Here is a 19,819-nt window from a genome sequence, read left to right on the forward strand (position 1 = left end):
GTCAGGCGGCCGGAGCAGGGGCAGGAGAAGGAGCGGAGGTCGCGGAGGGGGCGGCGGGCGAGAGGGGCTGGGCCGAAGCCGGTTCCTGATCCTGTCCGGCGCTCTCGCCGGACAGCAGGACATCGACCTTGGCCTTGCCGCGCAACTGTTCCAGCAACTGCCGCACGCCTTCATACGTCAGATAGCGGACGATCTGCGGCCGCGCCTGTTCCAGCGTCGGCGGGCTTTCCTTGCGCCGGTCCTCGACCCGCAGCACGGCCCAGCCGCCCTCGGTCTGGAATGGGCCGACCGTCGAGCCCGCCGGCCGGTCGCGCAACGCCCCGGCATAGGCCTGGGGCATGACGTCCAGGGTCGAATAGCCCAGGTCCCCGCCGGAAAACCGCGTCGCCTCGTCCACGGACCGTTCCATGGCCACGGCCTCGAAACTGGCGCCCTGACCCAGAATGCCGACCACGGCCTCGGCCTCGGCCTTGGTGCGCGACAGGATCAGGCGGACGCGGATTTCCTCCGACGTCTTCGCCAGGCGCAGCTGCTCATTATAGAGGGTTTGGACGGCCTCGTCGGAAATGGCGCCGTTGACCACGCTCTCGACCAGCATGTCGCCCAGAATTCTTTCGCGTGTGGCTTCCAGGCGGCGCTGGGCCAGGGGCGAGGCGTCCAGGCGGCGGCGTTCGGCCTCCCGCGCCAGCAGTTTTTGGTCGATCACCTCGTCCAGAACCCGGCGGAACAGATCCGACGTCACGTCCAGCGGTTCGCCCTCGCCGACCAGCCCCTGCGCCACCGCCTCGCGCTTCACGTCCGAGGCCCAGACGGTCTCGTCCTGGACCCGGGCCACCGCACGGTCGCCGGGCTGCGGCGCCTGATCGCCGCCGCCGCCGCGCGAACAGGCGGAGATCGTCAGCACCGCAGCCAGAAACACGATGGAAAACAGGCCTGAAACTCGCGGAAATGGGGTCAAGACAGGGCTCCGTCGAAGGCGGCCGAAAGCCCCTCGCGTTGACAGGGGTTAGGCCGGTGCTTAAGTCCCGCCTGCGCCCAAGTCGAGGGGTTTTGATCGTCTGCGCGGCCCTTCGCGCGCGCCAGCTCCGGCGCACCGGGGTCGCCATCGGTTCGGGCCCCGAGAGGGGCGTCCGTACCGCCGCCCCTCTCGGGATTTCCAGAGCCGCTCAGCTCGCAGACGCTCGACCGCTTACCGGATCCAATATGCTCGGCTTCGCCAAGAAACTTTTCGGCTCTTCTAACGACCGCAAGGTCAAGGCCTTCCAGGACCACGCCCAGCGCATCAATGCGCTGGAGCCCAAGTTCGCCGCCCTGTCGGACGACGAACTGCGGATGATGACCGACGCCTTCCGGGATCGTCTGGCCAATGGCGAGACCCTGGACAAGATCCTGCCCGAGGCCTTCGCCGTGGTGCGAGAGGCGTCCAAGCGGGTGCTGGGCCAACGTCAGTATGACGTCCAGCTGGCCGGCGGCATGATCCTGCACGAAGGCGGCATCGCCGAGATGCGGACCGGCGAGGGCAAGACCCTGGTCGCCGTGGCGCCCGTCTATCTGAACGCCCTGCCCGGCAAGGGCGTCCACGTCATCACCGTCAACGACTATCTGGCCCGCCGCGACGCCGAGACGATGGGCAAGGTCTATCGCTTCCTTGGCTTGGAGGTGGGCGTCATCGTCAACGGCCTGAGTCAGGGCCAACGCCAGGCCGCCTATGCCGCCGACGTCACCTACGGCACCAACAACGAGTTCGGCTTCGACTATCTGCGCGACAATCTGGTCTACGACCGGCGCGAGATGGTGCAGCGCCCGCACAATTTCGCCATCGTCGATGAAGTCGACTCCATCCTGATCGACGAGGCGCGCACCCCTCTGATCATCTCGGGCCCTACCGAAGATCGTTCGGACCTCTACAAGATCCTCGACGGCCTGATCAAAGACCTGATTAAGGACAAGGACACCTTCGAGCTGGACGAGAAGCAGAAGCAGGTTCTGCTGACCGAACTGGGCTCCGAGCGGATGGAAGAGGCTCTGGAGGCCGGCGGGCATTTCGCCGCCGACACCACCGGCCTGTACGACGCCGCCAACATCAGCCTGGTCCACCACGCCAACCAGGCCCTGCGCGCCAACACCCTGTATCAGCGCGACAAGGACTATATCATCAAGGGCGGCGAGATCGTCCTGATCGACGAATTCACCGGCCGTATGATGACCGGTCGCCGCCTGTCGGAAGGCCTTCACCAGGCCATCGAGGCCAAGGAAGACGTCAAGATCCAGCCCGAGAACCAGACCCTGGCCTCGGTCACGATCCAGAACTATTTCCGCCTGTACCAGAAGCTGTCGGGCATGACCGGCACCGCCGCGACCGAGGCTCAGGAGTTCGGTGACATCTATAAGATGGAGGTGCTGGAAGTTCCGACCAACCGGCCGATCCAGCGCAAGGACTATGACGACGAGGTCTATCGGACCCACGCCGAAAAGAACCAGGCCATCGCCAAACAGATCGCCGAATGCCACCTGGCTGGTCAGCCCATTCTGGTCGGTACGGTCTCGATCGAGCGTTCCGAGCAACTGTCGGAACTGCTCCGCACCTACGAGTACAAGGTCGAGGTCTCGCGCAAGCTGAAGCCGCAGTACGAGGGCAAGGCCAAGGAAGCCGAGAAGATCGGCGACGCCGCCTATGACATCACCTACGAAACCAAGCTGCGCGGCATCCCGCACTCGGTCCTGAATGCGCGTCAGCACGAGCAGGAGGCCTATATCGTCGCCGACGCGGGTCTGCCCGGCGTGGTGACCATCGCCACCAACATGGCCGGCCGCGGCACCGACATCCAGCTCGGGGGAAACCTCGAGATGAAGATGCAGAAGTGGCTGCTGGAACAGCGCAACATGGCCGTCGAGGTCACGCCCGAGATGGAGAAGGCGCAGGAGGCCCAGTACAAGGCCGACATCGCCGTCCAGAAGAAGATCGCCCTGGACGCCGGCGGCCTGTTCGTCCTGGGCACCGAACGCCACGAGAGCCGCCGGATCGACAACCAGCTGCGCGGCCGCACCGGCCGTCAGGGCGACCCCGGCACCTCGAAATTCTACCTGTCCTGCGAGGACGACCTGCTGCGCATCTTCGCCGGCGACCGTCTCGACTCGATAATGAAGACCTTCGGCGTGGCTGAGGGCGAGGCCATCACCCACCCCTGGCTGAACCGCGCCATCGAGACCGCCCAGAAGCGGGTCGAGACCCGCAACTACGACATCCGCAAGAACCTGCTGAAGTACGACGACGTCGTGAACGACCAGCGCAAGGCCGTGTTCGAGCAGCGCCAGGAGTTTATGGACTCTGAGGATCTGTCGGAACTGGTCGGCGACTTCCGCCGCGACGTGGTCTCCGACCTGGTCGAACGCTACATGCCGCCCAAGGCCTATGCCGAACAGTGGGACATCGACGGCCTGGACGAGAAGGTCCGCACGACCCTGGGTCTGGAACTGCCGCTGCACGACTGGGCCGCCGAGGAAGGCGTGTCGAACGAGGAGATCGAAGAGCGGCTGCTGGCCGCCGCCGACGCCCGCGCCGCCGAACGTCTGGAACAGATCGGCGCCGCCCAGACCCGCGGTCTGGAAAAGCAGTTCATGCTTCAGATGATCGACATGCAATGGCGCGAACACCTGGTCCATCTGGACCATCTGCGCGGCGTGATCGGCCTGCGCGGCTACGGCCAGCGCGATCCACTGAACGAGTACAAGACCGAGGCCTTCTCGCTGTTCGAGAACCTGCTGTACGATCTGCGCCACAATGTCACCCGCTGGCTAATGACGGTCGAGTTCCGCTTCCAGCCGCCGCCGGAAATGCCCGAGTTCCAGGAAATCCACCTGAACCCCGGCACCGGCGAGAACGAGATGGCCAATCCGGCCGCGCAAAATCCGGAAGGCCAGTTGATCGGCGACGATCGCGCCAAGCTGCCGGTCGAGGCCCTGCCGCTCGGCTGGGAAATGACCGGCCGCAACTCGCCCTGCCCCTGTGGCTCGGGCCGCAAGTTCAAACACTGCCACGGGGCGCTGGTCTAAGCGCCGCGGACGAAACAATGGGGCGCTGGTCTAAGCGCCCCGTCCCGATGTGACGCCAGAGCGGCCCCGGATTTCGATCCGGGGCCGTTTTGTTTAGGTCAGCAGCGCCTTCAGCACCCCGTCCAGCACCGGCCGCCCGCGCGGCGTGGCGATCAGCCGGCCATCTACAACCGTCAGGAAACCGTCAGCGACCAATGCCGTCGTCGGCGCGGCGCCGACCGACAGCTCCAGGTCCGCCAGAAGCCCGACCGGCGCGCCCTCGACGGTGCGCAGGCCCAGTAGCAGCCGCTCCTCGGCCGCCCCGGCCGCGTCCAGCCGCTCCATGTCCGTCCAGGGCGTTCCCGCCCCCACCCCGGCCACATAGTCGGCGATCCTGCGGTGGGCGACAGTGGCGGTGCGGGTCCCGTCCAGCGTAAGCCGCCCGTGGGCCCCGGGGCCCAGGCCCAGATAGTCGCCGCCGCGCCAGACATGCAGATTGTGGGCCGACCGCGCCGCCACGCCCCGCGCATGATTGGACACCTCATAGGCGTCGAAGCCGGCGGCCTCGAGCACGGTCTGGGTGGTCTCGTAGAGGGCCGCGGCCTGGTCCTCGTCCGGCGGGATCAGGGTCCCGCGCGCCAGGGCCCGTCCGAACGCCGTCGTCGGCTCCAGGGTCAGCTGATAGGGCGAGACATGCTCGAACCCCATGTCCAGGGCCGCGCCCAGTTCCGCCGCCCAGTCGGCCGGGGTCTGGCCCGGACGGGCGTAGATCAGGTCGATGGACAGGCGCGAAAACGCCTGCCCGGCCAGAGCGACAGCGCGTCGCGCCTCGGCCGCCGAATGATCGCGCCCCAGGAACCGCAGCGAGGCGTCGTCCAGCGCCTGCACCCCCATGGACAGCCGGTTCACGCCAGCCCCCGCCAGGGCGGCGAACCGGGCGGCCTCGGCGTCGGTCGGATTGGCCTCCAGCGAAATCTCGATCGATCCAGACGGCGGGAACAGGTCGCGCGCCTGGACGATGATCCGCGACACCGCCTCGGGCGCCATCAACGACGGCGTGCCCCCGCCAAAAAAGATCGACGCCAGCCGGCGCGGCCCGGTCAGTGCGCGTTGCGCCCGCATGTCGGCCAGGATCGCCTCGACCAGTCCCGCCTGTTCCTCGACCCGCCCCCGGTCGCGCACGACGTTGAAGTCGCAATAGGGGCAGATGCGCGAACAATAGGGCCAGTGGACATAGAGGCCGACGTCCGTCCCCGGATCCGTCCAGGTTTCGGGGAAATCAGTCAATCAACGCGGCCCGCAGCTTGGCGAAGGCGCGGGTGCGGTGGCTGATCGCCTCCTTGGCCGCCGGCTCCATCTCGCCGAAGGTCAGGTCGCCGCCCTCGGGGATGAAGATCGGATCATAGCCGAAGCCCCGATCGCCGCGTGGCGGGAAGGTCAGCCTGCCATGGACCACCCCCTCGACCACCACGCAGGGGCCGCCCGGCCAGGCCACGGCCAGGGCCGAGGTGAACCAGGCGGCCCGGTCCGTCGCGCCGATCTCCTCCAGCCGCTCCTCGACCTTCTTCATCGCCACGGCGAAATCCTTGCCCGGTCCGGCCCAGCGGGCGGAGAAGATCCCCGGCGCCCCGTCCAGCGCCGCGACCGACATCCCCGAGTCGTCGGCCAGGGCGACCTCGCCCGACCGTTCGGCGGCGTGGCGCGCCTTCAGCATGGCGTTGCCGGTAAAGGTGGTCTCGGTCTCGTCCGGTTCGGGCAGATTCAACTGTCCGGCGGTGAGGATCTCGTAATCTTCACCAAGAAGGGCGGCGATTTCGGGGACCTTGCCGGGGTTGTGGGTCGCGGCGACGATCCGCATCCCCTTGATAAGCTTGAGATTCATCGACGATCACGCCCCTGAAACAGTCTATTGCCAAAGTTTAATATCGTTAAACGATATGTAACGTGCTTTTCCGTGCCGCACGGCCTATCTATTGATCGTCAGGAACGGGGGCCGCAACGTTCTGACATTCCGGAAAAACCGGAATGATCATGCGGAAAACAAAACCAACGGGCGATAATCGCCCAAAACAAAACGACGGAGAACCACAATGCATACGATGAACCTCTCGCTCTTCCTGGACAAGGTCGGCGCCGCTTTCGTCAACACGGTCCTGATCGCCGCCCTGCCGACCGCCCTGGTCGCCATCCTGGTTCAAGCCTTCTGATCGGGCCCAAGTCCACCCTTGTTTCGATCATGAGAGCTTTGACGACCTTGAAGAAGATCGCGATGTATAGAGCTGCGCGTGGGTTCGCCGGACCCCGCGCGGCCGCCTCGCCCTTCCTTCCGATCTGAGACCCCCTGATCATGCGCCTGCTCCCGCCGCGAAATCCGCTGAAGCGAGACGCGGCCTCGGTTCCGACGGGGGCGCGCACGATCCCGACCCTGCTGAAATCCCTGGGCGTTCTGACCGCCCCCCTCAGGGCCATGGGGCCCGGCTCCGTCTCCAGCGTGCTGAAGGTGGCGCTGGACGTGGCCTATATTCTGCTCTGGCTGATCACCGGCCTGCTGCTGCTGCTGCTGATCGCCGCCGTGTTCATCCCCCTGGACAATGTGAACATCACCGTCAGCGGCGACGAAGGCGGACGGCAACTGCCGCTGACGCGCACCCTGCTGCTGTTCGGCCTGGGCGCGGCGACCGCCTATTTTGGCGGCTTCATGCTGATCCTGCGCAGTCTGCGCCATATCTTCCGCACCCTGACCATGGGCGACCCCTTTCATCCCGCCAATGTCCGCCGACTGCGCCAGATCGGTCTGATCCTGGCGGTCGTGACCGGCGGGGTCTGGCTGGCCCAGGGCGTCGTCGCCGCCCGACTGGCGCCGGGGGTGATGGACCCCCAGGGGCTGGGCGAGCTGCTGACCCCCATATTCTCGGTCTTGATCGTCTTCGTCCTGGCGGAGGTGTTCCGCGAGGGCGCACGCCTGCGCCGCGAATCCGAACTGACGATCTGATCCGTTTCCAGTAGGACCTCTTCATGGCCATCCGCGTCCAGCTTGATCGCGTCCTTGTCGAACGCCGCATGTCGTTGACCGAACTCGCCGACCGCGTCGGGGTCACGGTGGCCAATCTGTCGATCCTGAAGACGGGCAAGGCGCGCGCGGTGCGTTTCTCGACCCTGGACGCCCTGTGCCGCGAGCTGGAATGCCAGCCGGGCGACCTGTTGGTCCACGAACCCGGCCCGGGCGAGGCCTTCGAGGACGATGACGCGGCATGAAGCGCAAGGGCCCCGGCCGTGACGAGAACGGGCTGACGCCCGAGGACCGTCGCATCTGGAGCCGTATCACCGGAACGGTCGCCGCCCCCCGCAGCCGCAAGCCCGCCCGCGTCACCCCGGGGGCCGAGGCCCCGGCTCATCTGGTCGTGGCTCCGACCGAGCGTCCGCGTCCCCTGGCCAAGCCTTCGCCCGCCCGGACCACGGCCGTCGCCAAACCGACTGAGCCGCGCCCCATCGGCAGCCGCCCCAAAGCCGCGCCGGAGGATCTGGAACCCCGCCGCAAACAGCGGCTGTCGCGCGAACGCGACCCGATCGAGGCGCGCATCGACCTGCACGGCTTCGGCCGGTTCGAGGCCGAGGATCAACTGCGGGGTTTCCTGACAGCCTGCCAGGCGCGGGGGATGCGGGCGGTTCTGGTCATCACCGGCCAGGGACGGTTGGGCGGCGGTGTGATCCGCGCCTCGTTCGGGGAATGGGTGCAGGCGCCCGGCCTGCGTGGCGTGGTCTCCGGCTTCACCGTCGCCCACCAGCGCCACGGCGGCAACGGCGCCTTCTACGTCACGCTGAAGCGCCGGAGCTGAAGCAGGCCCTCGTCGCAGATAGACAAAGGCCCGCCCGCGACGGGCGCGAGCGGGCCTTCGGATGGGGCGAGCTGGGTCCGCCCTTGGCTTATTTCTTCGACAGGGCGCCGGCCAGGATGACGTCGATCTGCTTGCCCATATGTTCCGACAGGGCCTTGGCGTCCCACTCGTCATAGGCGGCGCGGCGATAGTTCGACAGATAGGCGTCCCAGATCAGCTCGACCAACAGGCGGATGTCGGCATCCTTGCTCAGTTCGCCCTTGGCGACAGCTTCCTGCAGGATGCCGCCGATGGCCAGCAGCAGGTTCTTGGTCGCGGCGCGGGCGCGCATTTCGGCGGCCAGGGGTTGGAACCAGGACCGGGCGACGATGGCCTGGAACAGGGGGAGTTGGTCCAGCGAGGAATGATAGCCGGCGCTCAGGGCGCCCAGCAGGCGCTGGCGCACCGGTTCGCCCTCGGGGGCGCCGGCCTCGACCACTTCGGCGAGACGCGACATGTCTTCGGTCAGGACGGCTTCGAACAGTTCGGCCTTGTCCTGGAAGTTGGCGAAGACGGCGCCGGTCGACATGCCGGCGCCCTTGGCGATGTCGCGGATCGTCGCCGGCTCATAGCCCCGCTCGGCGAACAGCGAGCGTGCGGCGTCCAGAACCTTCTGGCGAGTCCTGATCTTGGCGGCCTGGCGGCGGTTAAGACGGGGAGCGGCTTCGGTCGAGAGAACGGAATCGGTCATGAAATCAGGCTTTTACTCTACGCATTTTCGGAAGCCCTGACGGAGCCCGAAGTGGATTGGGTCGTCGCTTGAACTGTGGGGCGAGACGTTCTGACTCTTCACCCGCCAAACGCGCGATATCGAAGCAGGGCTTGCATCACGGAACCATGACGAAAATGGGTCGCGAACGCGGATGTGTGAGCTAAGGGCGTGAATTCTAAGCTTAACTGTTCTGGTTACCTGTCCCATTCTGGGGCATTCTCAACGCGCGGGTGGTTCTACTACGTCCCCCGGCGGGTATGGCGGCCTGAAATGTCGTGCGAAACTGATCCCGCTTTTCGTGGATCGAAGCCAGCACCAGCCCCATGGGCACGCCCAGATCGACCAGGGTGTTCTCCGCCAGCTGCAGGCTGGCTTCGGTCGTTTCGGGCACCGCGTCGGTGACGCCCAAGGCATAGAGGCGCGCCGCATGCTGGTCGTCGCGGGCGCGGGCGATGATGATCAGGTCGTCGCGCAGGGCGCGCGCCGTCGTCACCACCTCGTCCACCTTGGTCGGGGCGTCCATGGTCACGATCAGGGCGCGGGTCGACAGGACGCCGCAGTGGGCCAGCATCTCGGCCCGACCGGCGTCGCCATAGAAGACGTCGAACCCGTCGCGGCGCCCCGCGGCCACGGCGGCGGCGTCGGTGTCCAGGGCGATGAAGGTCTGATCGTGTTCCTTCAGCAGTTCCCCGATCAGTCGTCCGACACGGCCGAAGCCGACGATGATGACGGCGCCGTCCGCCTGTTCCGGCGGCGCCGTTCCCTCGGGCGTGGTCGGCAGGTCGGCGGCCTTCTCGCGCGACAGCCGCTGACCCAGCATGGCCAGCAGGGGGATCGAAAAGATGCTCAGGGTCGCCGACAGGGCCACGGTGCTGGTCAGGGCAGGGGGCGCGACCCCCTCGACCAAGCCGGTGGCGAAGACCACGAAGGCGAATTCGCCCGCCGGCGCCAGAACCAGGGCGGTCTCGATCGCCGGCTTGGGGCCCAGACCCCACAGCCGCGCCAGACCGAAGATAACCCCGGTCTTGACCACGGTGATGGCCAGGGCCAGGCCGAACAGCAGGACGGGATTGGCGGCGACAGCGCCCAGGTCGAGCCCCAGGCCGACGCCGACGAAGAAAACCCCCAGCAACAGGCCCTTGAACGGTTCGATCGAGACCTCGACCTCGCGTCGGAACTCGGTCTCGGCCAGCAGGACGCCGGCGACCAGGGCGCCGATACTCATGGACAGACCGCTGGCCTGGGCCGCAAGGCCGGCGGCGACCACCACCAGCAGGCTGGCGGCGACGAACAGCTCGCCCCCCTGGGCAGACTTGCGCGCCCGCGCCACCGAGCGGAACATGGGCCGCAGCACGACCCGGCCCAGAAGGACCAGCAGGCCCAGGCCGATGGCGGCCGGCACCAGGGTGAACAGCGACCGCCCCAGCACGGCCGGATCCAGCGACCCGCCCGCCTGGGCGACTGCGGCCAGTACGCTGACGGTAATCAGGATCGGCGCGACCGAAAGGTCCTGGGCCAACAGTATGGCGAAGGTCGAGCGGCCCACGGTTCCCTTCAGCCGCCCGCTCTCGGCCAGAACCGGCATGACAATCGCCGTCGACGACAGGGCCAGGCCCATGCCCAGAACCGCCGCGCTGACTGGCGTCTGGCCCACCAGCATGAACAGGCCCGCCAGCACCAGGGTGCACGCCACGACCTGCATCAGGCCCAGGCCGAACACCAGCCGCCGCATGGCGCGCAGCCGCTCCCACGACAGCTCCAGCCCGATCATGAACAGCAGGAAGGCGACGCCCAGCTCCGACAGCTGGGCCAACTGGCCAGGGTCGCTGATGGTGAAATAGGACAGCCAGGGGACGGTGTCCGAGAACCGCGCCAGACCGCTGGGTCCCAGCACCACCCCTGCGGCGAGAAAACCTAGAACCGGGCTGATCTTCAGTCGGTTCACCAGGGGCACGATCACCCCGGCGGCGGCCAGGAAGACCACCAGATCCTTATAGTCCCCGCCGTGACCCTGCATCCGCCCTCCGTCTCTGCGGCATCTGATCCCGAACCACCGCCCGTGGCGAGAGGCCGCGCCCCTTTCATGAACTTTTTTTAAGGCGACAGGCCCGGCCTCAGGTCTAGGGTCCGCTCCGACCTGCCCGTTTCGGGGGTGGAATCTAGGACAAAGTGATGAAAAGACTGCTTATCGGCGCGGCCGTCGGCGCCCTTCTGCTGCCTGCCAGCGCCGCCTTCGCCCAGGACGTCGATCACGACCACGCCTGTATCGACGAGACCTGTTCCATCGTCTCGCTGTTCTCGGGTGAAGAGAGCGCCGGCGGCTGGCAGGGCGTGGACGCCCCCCGCTACGGAACCTGGGGCTTTGACATGGCCGGCCGCGACACCTCGGTGAAGCCGGGCGACGACTTCTTCCGCTACGCCAACGGCGCGGCCTTCGACAAGCTGATGATCCCGTCCGACCGCACCAGCTACGGCTCCTTCGCCCTGCTGCGCGAACTGTCCGACAACCGGATGAAGGAACTGGTCCTGGGCCTGGCCGGCCGCACCGACCTGGCCCCCGGTTCGGACGAGGCCAAGGTAGCCGACGCCTATCGGTCCTACATTGACCAGGCCCGCGTCGATCAACTGGACGCCCAGCCGCTGCAACCCTATCTGGCCGCGATCCGCGCCGCCGACAGCCATGAGAAGATGGCCGTCTATATGGGGCAGACGGTCGGCCGTTTCGGCGGCTCCTTCTTCGGCAGCGGCATCACCATCGATGCGAAACAGCCGACCCGTTACGTCGTCTCCACCGGCCAGTCGGGCATCGGCCTGCCGAACCGTGACTATTATCTGGACGCCCGCCACGCCGACAAGAAAGAGAAGTACCAGGCCTATGTCGCCGACATGCTGGGCATGATCGGCTGGGCCAATCCGGCCGAGACCGCCGCCCAGATCGTGGCGCTGGAGACCCAGATCGCCGAGGCCCACTGGAGCCCGGTCGAGAACCGCAACCGCGACCGCACCTATAACGAATACACCATCGCCAAACTGGCCCAGGACGCGCCGGGCTTCGCCTGGCAGTCCTATTTCGACGCGGCCAAGCTGGGCGGCGTGCCGCGCCTGATCGTGCGTCAGGACACGGCCATGCCCAAGATCGCGGCTATCTACGCCGAGACCCCGGTCGCGCTGCTCCAGGCGTGGGAAGCCTTCCACACCGTCGACGACATGGCCCCCCTGCTGTCCCAGCGGTTCTCGGACGCCCAGTGGGGCTTCCGCTCGCGGGATCTGTCGGGCCAGCCCGAACAGCGCACCCGCGAGAAACGCGCCATCTCCTTCGCCGAGGGTTCGCTGGGGGAGGCGACGGGCCGGCTCTACGTCGCCCAGTATTTCCCGGCCGAATCCAAGGCCAAGATGGAAGAACTGGTCGCCAATCTGCGCACCGCCCTGTCGCATCGGATCAATAATCTGACCTGGATGGGCGACGAGACCAAGGCGGCCGCGCAGGAGAAGCTGCGGAAATTCACCGTCAAGATCGGCTATCCGGACAAGTGGCGCGACTATTCGGGCCTTGAGGTTCGCGCCGACGACCTGGTCGGCAACGCCGTGCGGCGTGGCCTGTTCGAATGGAATTACGACCTCGCGCGTCTGGACGAGCCGGTCGACAAGTCCGAGTGGGGCATGACGCCTCAGACGGTCAACGCCTATTATAACTCGGCCAATAATGAGATCGTCTTCCCGGCCGCCATCCTGCAGCCGCCCTTCTTCGATCCGAACGGCGATCCGGCGGTCAACTACGGCGGCATCGGCGGCGTGATCGGCCACGAGATCGGCCACGGCTTCGACGACCAGGGCTCCAAGTCCGACGGCGACGGCGTGCTGCGCAACTGGTGGACCCCGACCGACAAGGCCAATTTCGAGGCCCTGACCGCCCGCCTGGGTGCGCAGTACGCCACTTATGAGCCGATCGCCGGCTACACCATCAACCCCGGCCTGACGATGGGCGAGAACATCGGCGACGCCTCGGGCGTGGCCGTGGGGTTGGAGGCCTATCGCCTGTCGCTGGCCGGCAAGCCCGCGCCGGTGCTGGACGGAACCACCGGGGACCAGCGCTTCTTCTACGGCTGGGCCCAGGTCTGGCAGTCGAAGTACCGCGACGAAGCCCTGAAGCAGCAGGTCGCCACCGACCCGCACTCGGCGGCCCAGTTCCGGGTCATCGGCCCGCTGCGCAACGTCGACGCCTGGTACGACGCCTTCGACGTCGAGCCGGGGACCAAATACTATCTGACGCCGGAACAACGCGTCCGCATCTGGTAGGCGGCGCGTCTTCGAAAACGGAAAAGGCCGGGGTTCGCCCCGGCCTTTTTCATATGGAGACAGGGTGAAAAATCGGGCCCGAAATCTGTAGATCCCATCGAAAAAATCTACAGGTCGTGCATTTTTTGCGAGGCTCCAGGCGCGAAAAAGCCCGCTGCGGGGGATACATCGCAGCGGGCTTTCGCGCTCTTTGAAGAGCGGACGTTTCCTCCCCGAAACGCCTTCGAGTGCTGCGCGCTTGAGCAACGCTTGCCCTCGAGTGAGTTCATTTGACGCAACCCGGCCGGGGTCGTCAACGGGCTTGTGACGGTGAATCGAACTTTCTTCGACTTATCGCCGATAACTGTTACCAGACAGACTTATTTATCGAAGCTTATTCGATAATGGCTCGAATGGCGGAAACCATATCCGCGCGGGCGATCTTCATCTGGCCCGGCCGCTCGGCCTTCCAGGCGTCATTGTCGGCAATGGCCGCGGCGGCGGCCCGGCCGGCGTCCAGATCCTTGATGGTGACCTCGCCGGCCGCGATCTCGTCCCCGCCCAGGATGACGACGGCGGGCGACCCGCGCCGGTCGGCGTATTTCATCTGCGCCTTCATGCCCGCCCGGCCCAGATAGAGTTCGGCCGCAATTCCGGCGGCGCGCAGTTCGGCGACTGCGGCCAGATAGTGGCCCATGTCGTCCTCAGAAAAGACGATGACCACCACCGGCCCCCGCACGGCATGCTCGCCGCCGCGCCCGGCCGCCCGCAGGGCCGAGGCCAGGCGCGAGACGCCGAAGGAGAAGCCGGTCGCCGGCACGCTCTGGCCGGTGAAGCGCGCCACCAGGTCGTCATAGCGCCCGCCGCCGCCGATGGAGCCGAACCGCACCGGCCGCCCCTTGTCGTCCACCGTGTCCAGCAGCAGCTCGGCCTCGAACACGGCGCCGGTATAGTATTCCAGCCCGCGCACGATGGTGGGATCGAACTTCACCGCCTCCTGGCCGACCTTCATGGCGCCCAGCGCCCGGTCGATGGCCGCCAACTCGTTCAGCGCCGCCTCGCCCGCCGCGCCCAGGTCGCCCGAGCGTGCGACGGCCTCCAGCGTCTTGGCCCGTGAAAGGCCGGGGGTGTTGGCCGAGGCCAGGAAGGCCTCGATGGCGCCGGTCACCTTGGCCGGCAGGCTCGCCCCCTTGGTATAGTCGCCGGACTCGTCCAGCCGTCCTTCGCCCAGCAACTGGACCACGCCTTCCCAGCCCAGGCGGTCGAACTTGTCGATGGCGCGAAGGGCGGTCAGTCGCTGTCCGGCCTCGGTCACGCCGCCGGCGTCAAACAGACCGTCGAACAGTTTGCGGTTCGAGACGCGGATCTGGGCCTGGCCCGCGTCCAGACCGGCGGCGCCCAGGCCCTCGCAGGCCATGGCGATGATCTCGGCGTCGGCCTCGGGCCGGTCGGAGCCCACGGTGTCGGCGTCGCACTGCCAGAACTCGCGGAACCGGCCGGGACCCGGCTTCTCGTTGCGCCACACCGGCCCATAGGCGTAGCGACGGAAGGGCTTGGGCAGGGTCTCCCAGGTCTGGGCCGCGAACCGGGCCAGGGGAGCGGTGTGGTCGTAGCGCAGGGCCATCCACTCGCCCGGCTCGTCCGAACCCGCATCGTCCTGAAGCGCGAACACCCCCTCGTTGGGCCGGTCGGCGTCAGGCAGGAATTTGCCCAGGGCGTCGGCGTATTCGAAGGCCGGCGTCTCCAGCGGCTCGAAGCCCCAGCGCTCATAGACCTCCGACACGCGCGCCACGATGCGGCGTTCGGCGGTCAGGTCGCGGCCGCGCTTGTCGGCGAAGCCACGCGGATTGCGGGCGAGGGGGCGGATCGGGGCGTCTTCGGTCATGGCGGGGCCTTAAGCCAAAGGGGCGCCGCTCGCAACGCAGGGGCGTCTCACCCCTCCAGCGTCTCCACCGTCAGGTTGCCGTTCGTATAGACGCAGATCTCGGCGGCGATCTTCATGGCCTTGCGGGCGACGGCCTCGGCGTCCAGGTCGGTTTCCTCGATCAGGGCGCGGGCTGCCGAAAGGGCGTAGTTGCCGCCTGAGCCGACGGCGGCGACCCCGTGCTCGGGCTCCAGCACGTCGCCGACCCCGGTAACGGTGAAGATCGACGACTTGTCCGCCACCAGAAGCATGGCCTCCAGCCGACGCAGATAGCGGTCGGTGCGCCAGTCCTTGGCCAGGTCGACGCAGGCGCGCGCCAGCTGGTCCGGATATTGTTCCAGCTTGGCCTCCAGCCGTTCGATCAGGGTGAAGGCGTCGGCGGTGGCGCCGGCGAAACCGGCCAGCACCTTGCCGCCGGCCAGGGTGCGCACCTTGCGCGCCGCGCCCTTGACGATGGTCGGCCCCATCGAGACCTGGCCGTCGCCGGCGATGACGGTGCGACCGTTCTTGCGGACCGCCAGGATGGTGGTGCCGTGCCATTCGGGGAAGTTGGATTGGGTCATGACGCCCAGATGGCGTGAGGCCGTTCCGGGATCAAGCCTGCCCCGATGTCAGATACCCGTGTCATATTTTGACCTAAGTTATCAGCGTAAAGGAAGAAAATTCACCATACATGCGCGAAATTGGGGATAGAGATTTGCTCTATCGGGTTCTTATTGTGAGCGAAACGGTCGGGGGCGTAGGACGCTCCGCCGGGAGCGTGGTCGATATTCTCGGTGCGTCCGAGCACAACAATCGCCGGGACGCCATCGGCAGCGCCATGCTGTTTTACGAAGGCCAGGCCGCGATCCTGTTCGAAGGCATGCGCGCCGATGTCGATCGGTTGATGAAGCGGCTTTTCGCCGATCCTCGGCATCGCAATCTACAGATTCTGGCGGATCGCCCTATCGTTCAGCGCCGTCTCACCAACCCGGTTCAGCTTTATGCTCTGTCGCCCGAACAAGGTGCGGAATATCTGCATGGGCTCCGGCTTGAAGAGGTCCAGCCGGAGGGGTTGGAACGCCTGTTGTCGTGCGACAGGCTGCGGGTGTCGGACTGTGCCGCGTAACCCGTTTCTGCGTGTTTCGTTAACCTGACCGCTTTAGGTGTGAATATCGATCTTCGGTCGTAAAGCGTATGAGTAATCAATGAGTTTGTTCCGTATCGTCTATGTCAGCGACGCCGTGGGCGACGCCGGCCTAGGCCTTCTGCCCTTGATCGATATCATCGGCGCCTCCGACCGGAACAACCGCAGGGACCATCTGACCGGCGTGCTGATGCGACATGAGGGTCGGTTTTTTCAGGCCATCGAGGGCGCCCGCGTCGATCTGGACCGATTGATGGGGCGGCTCCGGGCTGATCGGCGGCACGCCAATATTCAGATACTGGCTGAAATTCCAATTACGGAACGCCTCTTCCCCAACTGGGCCATGGCTCAGGCCGACGCGCCGCCGGCGCTGGGCCGGTTGCTGAAGGGATCGCTGGTCGATCCGTCGGTTCCGGATCAGGCCGACCGCATCCTGGTCGACACCAGCCGCGCGATGGCCGCCAACGCCTAGGCTTCATCGATCCGTGGGCCTCGCGTGAAGGGCTCCGCGTCGTTAGATGGAGCCATGGTTTTCTCCGAAGACGAAGTCGAACGCTACGCGCGGCATCTGGTCCTGTCCGAGATCGGCGGACCGGGGCAGCAGGCGCTGAAACGCGCGCGGGTCCTGATCGTCGGCGTCGGGGGCGTGGGGGCGCCGGCCGCCTTGTATCTGGCGGGGGCGGGGGTAGGGACCCTGGGTCTGATCGACGACGACGTCGTGGGCCTGTCGAATCTCCAGCGCCAGATCCTCTTTTCCACGCCGGAGACCGGCCAGCCCAAGGTCAAGGCCGCCGCGGCGCGGCTGGGCCAGCTGAATCCTCATGTGACGATCCAGGCCTTCGCCGAACGCCTGACGCCCGCCAACGCGGCGGACCGGATGGCGGGCTTCGACATCGTGCTGGACGGGACCGACGATTTCGAGACCCGGCTGGTGGTCAACGCCGCCTGCGTGACGGCCGCCAAGCCGCTGGTGTCGGGCGCGCTCGGGCGGTGGAGTGGCCAAGTCGGGGTGTTCGCCGGCCGGCCCTGCTATCAGTGCCTGGTGCCCGAGATCCCGCCGGACGCCGAGACCTGCGCCCGTGTCGGCGTGGTCGGCGCCCTGGCGGGCGTGGTTGGGTCGATGGCGGCCTTGGAGACGATCAAGCTGATCGTCGGTGCGGGCGACAGCCTTACCGGGCGGCTGATGATCTATGACGGCCTGGCGGGCGCGGCGCGGACGGTGCGGGTGACGGCCGATCCGGATTGCCCGGTCTGCGGCGGCTGAGACGGCTCAGGCCGCGGTGGAGAACCGCACGTCGGCCAGGTCCAGGTCCGGCAGGGGGGCGGCGAAGCCCAGGGCCGGATTGCTGAGCACCGTCACCAGTCGTTCGCCGGAGTAGAGGTACAGGGTCTCGAACCCGACCCAGGTCCGGGCGAGCTCGGCCAGAGCCTGATTCGCCGCCGTGTCGTCGGCCGCGCCCAGAACACAGATGTCACGCACCGGAACGCCCGGCAGGTTGACGATACAATAGTAGGAGTCCAACGCACGCTTCCTCAGACAGGTCGCCGGAAACGAAGCTCGCTCGCGGCGGTTCCTCCCCTGCCCGTGGTTTTCGACAGCCGTGTGAGTCCGGTCCGACAGACTTGTGAAAAGGAGACCCGATGGCCCGACGTCCCGCCTCGCCCAAACGTCTGAACGCCGCCAGCCTGGCGTCCCTGGGGGCGGATCGGCTGGGCGACCTGCTGATGCAGGCGGCGGACGGCGACGCCCTGCTGAAGCGTCGTCTGCGGCTGGTGCTGGCGGCCGAGGCGGGGGTCGAGCCTTTGACGGTGGAACTGGACAAGCGGCTGACGGCCCTGGCGTCGGCGCGGGCGCGGGTGTCGTGGCGCAAACGGCCGGACCTGCTGCGCGACCTCGACATGTTGCGCCGTGCGGTGGTGGAAGATCTGGCGCCCAGGGCGCCCGTCGCCGGGCTGGACCGGTTGATCGCCTGGTTCGATCTGTTTCGCGGTCTGACCTTGCGGGTCAAGGATCCGCGCGGCGAGATGACGGCGGCCTTCGAGGCGGCCGCTCGCGACCTCTGGGCCGTCGCCCAGTCGGCTTCCAGCGATCAGGCCGCCCTGGAACGTCTGGCCGCCGCGATCGAACGCCATCCGCTCGACTACGCCCGCTGGATCGGCGCGGCGGTCGAGGCCCTGACGCCGGAGCTGGCGCGGGCTCTGCTGGCCGTGCTGGACACCAGTTCGGGCGTCCGCGGCGCGCGCACGGCGATCCGGCGACTGGCGGACCGGGCCGAGGATCTGGATCTGTGGCTGTCCTTGGTCACGCCCGATGAACAGGGATCGCCGGACTTCGCGGCGGCGGCGGCGCGGCGGTTGCTGGCCGCCGGTCGGATCGCCGAGGCGCGACAGGCCCTGGAGGCGGCGTTAAAGCCGTCGGCGGCGAACCGGCGCTTCACCTTCGGCCGGTCGCCGGCTGCGGGCCCGCCGCCCCTGACCCCTGCCTGGGAAGCGGCCTCCATCGACCTGCTCGACGCCGAGGGACGCAAGGCCGAGGCCCAGGATCTGCGCTGGGTCCTGTTCGAACGCGACCTGTCGGCGCCGGCGTTACGGGACTATCTGGCCCGGCTGCCCGATTTCGACGATGTCGAGGCCCTGGACCGCGCCCTGGCCCATGCCGCCGCCCATGCCGATTTCGAGACCGCCCTGGGCTTTCTGATGGACTGGCCCGCCCACCGCGAGGCCGCCGCCCTGGTCGAGCGCCGCATCGGTCAGGTCCGAACCCATTTGCCGATGAAGGCCGATTGGGCCGCGCGGCTGGCGCAGAAATATCCCGACGCCGCCGAACGCCTGCTGGCCGCGCCTTAAAGCATGGCTGGAATGACCCGGTCCGGCGGCCGGTGGCCGTTCTGGTAGGTCATGACATTGGCGATGACCCGGTCGCCCATGTCCTGGCGCGCCTCCAGCGTCGCCGACCCAAGGTGGGGCAGGAGCACGACATTGGGCTGGCCCAGCAGGCCGGGGTGGATGGCCGGCTCGTTCTCGAACACGTCCAGGCCGACGCCGGACAAAGACCGTGTCGCCACGGCTTGAGACAGGGCCGCCTCGTCGATCAGTTCGCCCCGGGCCGTGTTGACCAAGATGGCGTGGGGCTGAAGCTTCGCCAGCCGTTCCGCCGACAGCAGGTGATGGGTGTCCTTGGTCGCCGGGCAGTTCAGCGAGACCACGTCCATCCGCGCCAGCATCTGGTCCAGATCGTCCCAGTAGGTGGCGCCCAGTTCTTCCTCGATCAGGGCCGAGACGGGTTTGCGGTTGTGATAATGGACCTGAAGCCCGAAGGCCTTGGCGCGGCGGGCCAGGGCCTGGCCGATCCGGCCCATGCCGACGATCCCCAGCCGCTTGCCCCACAGTTTGCGACCGCACATCCAGGTCGGGGTCCAGCCCTCGAACCGGCCCTCGGCCACCACCTGGGCGCCCTCGACGATACGACGGCTGACGGCCAGGATCAGGCTCATGGCCAGGTCGGCGGTATCCTCGGTCAGGACGCCCGGGGTGTTGGTGACGATGATCCCGCGCGCCACGGCCGCGTCGATGTCGATATGGTCCACCCCGGCGCCGAAGTTGGCGATCATCTTCAGCTGGTCGCCGGCCCCATTGATCAGGTCGGCGTCGATGACGTCGGTGATGGTCGGCACCAGAACCTCGGCCCGCTGAACCGCCGCCACAAGCGCCGCCCGATCCATCGGCTGATCCTTCAGGTTCAGCTCGGCGTCGAAAAGCTCGCGCATCCGGGTTTCGACCGCGTCGGGCAGCCGTCTGGTTAATACGACCTTAAGCTTGCGAACGGACATTGCGGGCCTTGGTTAGCGGGCGACGGTTCAGGATCGAAGCCCGCA

Annotated in this window: 18 protein-coding genes; 9 read left to right on the forward strand and 9 right to left on the reverse strand. The window is 67.2% G+C overall.

Going from position 1 to position 19,819, the window contains the following annotated elements; translation table 11 throughout:
- Position 1: 1 nt before the first annotated feature.
- The gene (locus ACW170_RS05555; RefSeq protein ID WP_492088671.1) at positions 2 to 958 is read right to left on the reverse strand and encodes a peptidylprolyl isomerase; all 957 of its coding nucleotides are present in this window, start codon (positions 956 to 958) and stop codon (positions 2 to 4) included.
- Between the two features lie 245 nt (positions 959 to 1,203).
- On the opposite strand from ACW170_RS05555, the gene secA reads away from it, so the two are divergent.
- Positions 1,204 to 4,053 (forward strand): preprotein translocase subunit SecA, encoded by a 2,850-nt coding sequence (secA, locus tag ACW170_RS05560; protein WP_492088672.1) that lies wholly within the window; start codon positions 1,204 to 1,206, stop codon positions 4,051 to 4,053.
- A gap of 93 nt (positions 4,054 to 4,146) precedes the next feature.
- On the opposite strand, the gene hemW is transcribed toward secA, so the two are convergent.
- Both hemW and rdgB read right to left on the reverse strand, forming a co-directional pair.
- Positions 4,147 to 5,319, reverse strand: coding sequence for a radical SAM family heme chaperone HemW (hemW, locus tag ACW170_RS05565; protein ID WP_492088673.1), 1,173 nt, complete (start codon positions 5,317 to 5,319; stop codon positions 4,147 to 4,149).
- Complete coding sequence (gene rdgB, locus ACW170_RS05570; RefSeq protein WP_492088674.1) at positions 5,312 to 5,914, reverse strand: RdgB/HAM1 family non-canonical purine NTP pyrophosphatase; 603 nt, start codon at positions 5,912 to 5,914, stop codon at positions 5,312 to 5,314. Before rdgB ends, hemW begins: the two co-directional genes overlap by 8 nt.
- A gap of 465 nt (positions 5,915 to 6,379) precedes the next feature.
- On the opposite strand from rdgB, the gene ACW170_RS05575 reads away from it, so the two are divergent.
- From ACW170_RS05575 to ACW170_RS05585, 3 genes are read left to right on the forward strand one after another with little or no spacing between them, the layout of a single operon-like run.
- Positions 6,380 to 7,024: a DUF2975 domain-containing protein gene (locus ACW170_RS05575; RefSeq protein WP_492088675.1), complete on the forward strand. Its 645-nt coding sequence runs from the start codon at positions 6,380 to 6,382 to the stop codon at positions 7,022 to 7,024.
- A gap of 23 nt (positions 7,025 to 7,047) precedes the next feature.
- Positions 7,048 to 7,287, forward strand: coding sequence for a helix-turn-helix domain-containing protein (locus ACW170_RS05580; protein WP_492088676.1), 240 nt, complete (start codon positions 7,048 to 7,050; stop codon positions 7,285 to 7,287).
- A complete protein-coding gene (locus ACW170_RS05585; RefSeq protein WP_492088677.1) occupies positions 7,284 to 7,868 on the forward strand; it encodes a Smr/MutS family protein in 585 nt (194 codons plus the stop codon). The genes ACW170_RS05580 and ACW170_RS05585 overlap by 4 nt, the downstream gene beginning before the upstream one ends.
- 88 nt (positions 7,869 to 7,956) lie before the next feature.
- Here ACW170_RS05585 and ACW170_RS05590 read toward each other — a convergent pair whose 3' ends face one another.
- Both ACW170_RS05590 and ACW170_RS05595 read right to left on the reverse strand, forming a co-directional pair.
- The gene (locus tag ACW170_RS05590; RefSeq protein ID WP_492088678.1) at positions 7,957 to 8,598 is read right to left on the reverse strand and encodes a TetR/AcrR family transcriptional regulator; all 642 of its coding nucleotides are present in this window, start codon (positions 8,596 to 8,598) and stop codon (positions 7,957 to 7,959) included.
- Between the two features lie 202 nt (positions 8,599 to 8,800).
- Complete coding sequence (locus ACW170_RS05595; RefSeq protein ID WP_492088679.1) at positions 8,801 to 10,636, reverse strand: cation:proton antiporter domain-containing protein; 1,836 nt, start codon at positions 10,634 to 10,636, stop codon at positions 8,801 to 8,803.
- Between the two features lie 155 nt (positions 10,637 to 10,791).
- Here ACW170_RS05595 and ACW170_RS05600 point away from each other — a divergent pair, with 155 nt between their 5' ends.
- Positions 10,792 to 12,915, forward strand: coding sequence for a M13 family metallopeptidase (locus ACW170_RS05600; RefSeq protein ID WP_492088680.1), 2,124 nt, complete (start codon positions 10,792 to 10,794; stop codon positions 12,913 to 12,915).
- Positions 12,916 to 13,288: 373 nt separating this feature from the next.
- Here ACW170_RS05600 and hisS read toward each other — a convergent pair whose 3' ends face one another.
- Together hisS and hslV are read right to left on the reverse strand one after the other, a co-directional pair.
- Positions 13,289 to 14,779, reverse strand: coding sequence for a histidine--tRNA ligase (hisS, locus tag ACW170_RS05605; protein WP_492088681.1), 1,491 nt, complete (start codon positions 14,777 to 14,779; stop codon positions 13,289 to 13,291).
- A 47-nt stretch (positions 14,780 to 14,826) separates the two neighbouring features.
- Complete coding sequence (gene hslV / locus ACW170_RS05610; RefSeq protein WP_492088682.1) at positions 14,827 to 15,381, reverse strand: ATP-dependent protease subunit HslV; 555 nt, start codon at positions 15,379 to 15,381, stop codon at positions 14,827 to 14,829.
- 197 nt (positions 15,382 to 15,578) lie between these two features.
- On the opposite strand from hslV, the gene ACW170_RS05615 reads away from it, so the two are divergent.
- The 3 genes from ACW170_RS05615 (at position 15,579) to ACW170_RS05625 (ending at position 17,208) form a co-directional block, all read left to right on the forward strand.
- Positions 15,579 to 15,926 (forward strand): BLUF domain-containing protein, encoded by a 348-nt coding sequence (locus ACW170_RS05615; protein WP_492088683.1) that lies wholly within the window; start codon positions 15,579 to 15,581, stop codon positions 15,924 to 15,926.
- Positions 15,927 to 16,005: 79 nt separating this feature from the next.
- On the forward strand, positions 16,006 to 16,416 hold the full coding sequence (locus ACW170_RS05620; protein WP_492088684.1) for a BLUF domain-containing protein: 411 nt from the start codon (positions 16,006 to 16,008) through the stop codon (positions 16,414 to 16,416).
- 54 nt (positions 16,417 to 16,470) lie between these two features.
- Entirely contained in the window at positions 16,471 to 17,208 is a 738-nt protein-coding gene (locus ACW170_RS05625; protein ID WP_492088685.1) for a HesA/MoeB/ThiF family protein, read from the forward strand.
- Between the two features lie 6 nt (positions 17,209 to 17,214).
- Here ACW170_RS05625 and ACW170_RS05630 read toward each other — a convergent pair whose 3' ends face one another.
- Entirely contained in the window at positions 17,215 to 17,466 is a 252-nt protein-coding gene (locus ACW170_RS05630) for a hypothetical protein (RefSeq protein ID WP_492088686.1), read from the reverse strand.
- A gap of 119 nt (positions 17,467 to 17,585) precedes the next feature.
- Between ACW170_RS05630 and ACW170_RS05635 the strand changes: the two genes are divergently transcribed.
- Entirely contained in the window at positions 17,586 to 18,791 is a 1,206-nt protein-coding gene (locus tag ACW170_RS05635) for a DUF6880 family protein (RefSeq protein WP_492088687.1), read from the forward strand.
- On the opposite strand, the gene ACW170_RS05640 is transcribed toward ACW170_RS05635, so the two are convergent.
- The gene (locus tag ACW170_RS05640) at positions 18,788 to 19,774 is read right to left on the reverse strand and encodes a 2-hydroxyacid dehydrogenase (RefSeq protein WP_267515156.1); all 987 of its coding nucleotides are present in this window, start codon (positions 19,772 to 19,774) and stop codon (positions 18,788 to 18,790) included. The two genes, ACW170_RS05635 and ACW170_RS05640, sit on opposite strands and share 4 nt — an antisense overlap.
- Positions 19,775 to 19,819: the final 45 nt, after the last annotated feature.

This window comes from Brevundimonas sp. FV2ps16 (assembly GCF_058681075.1).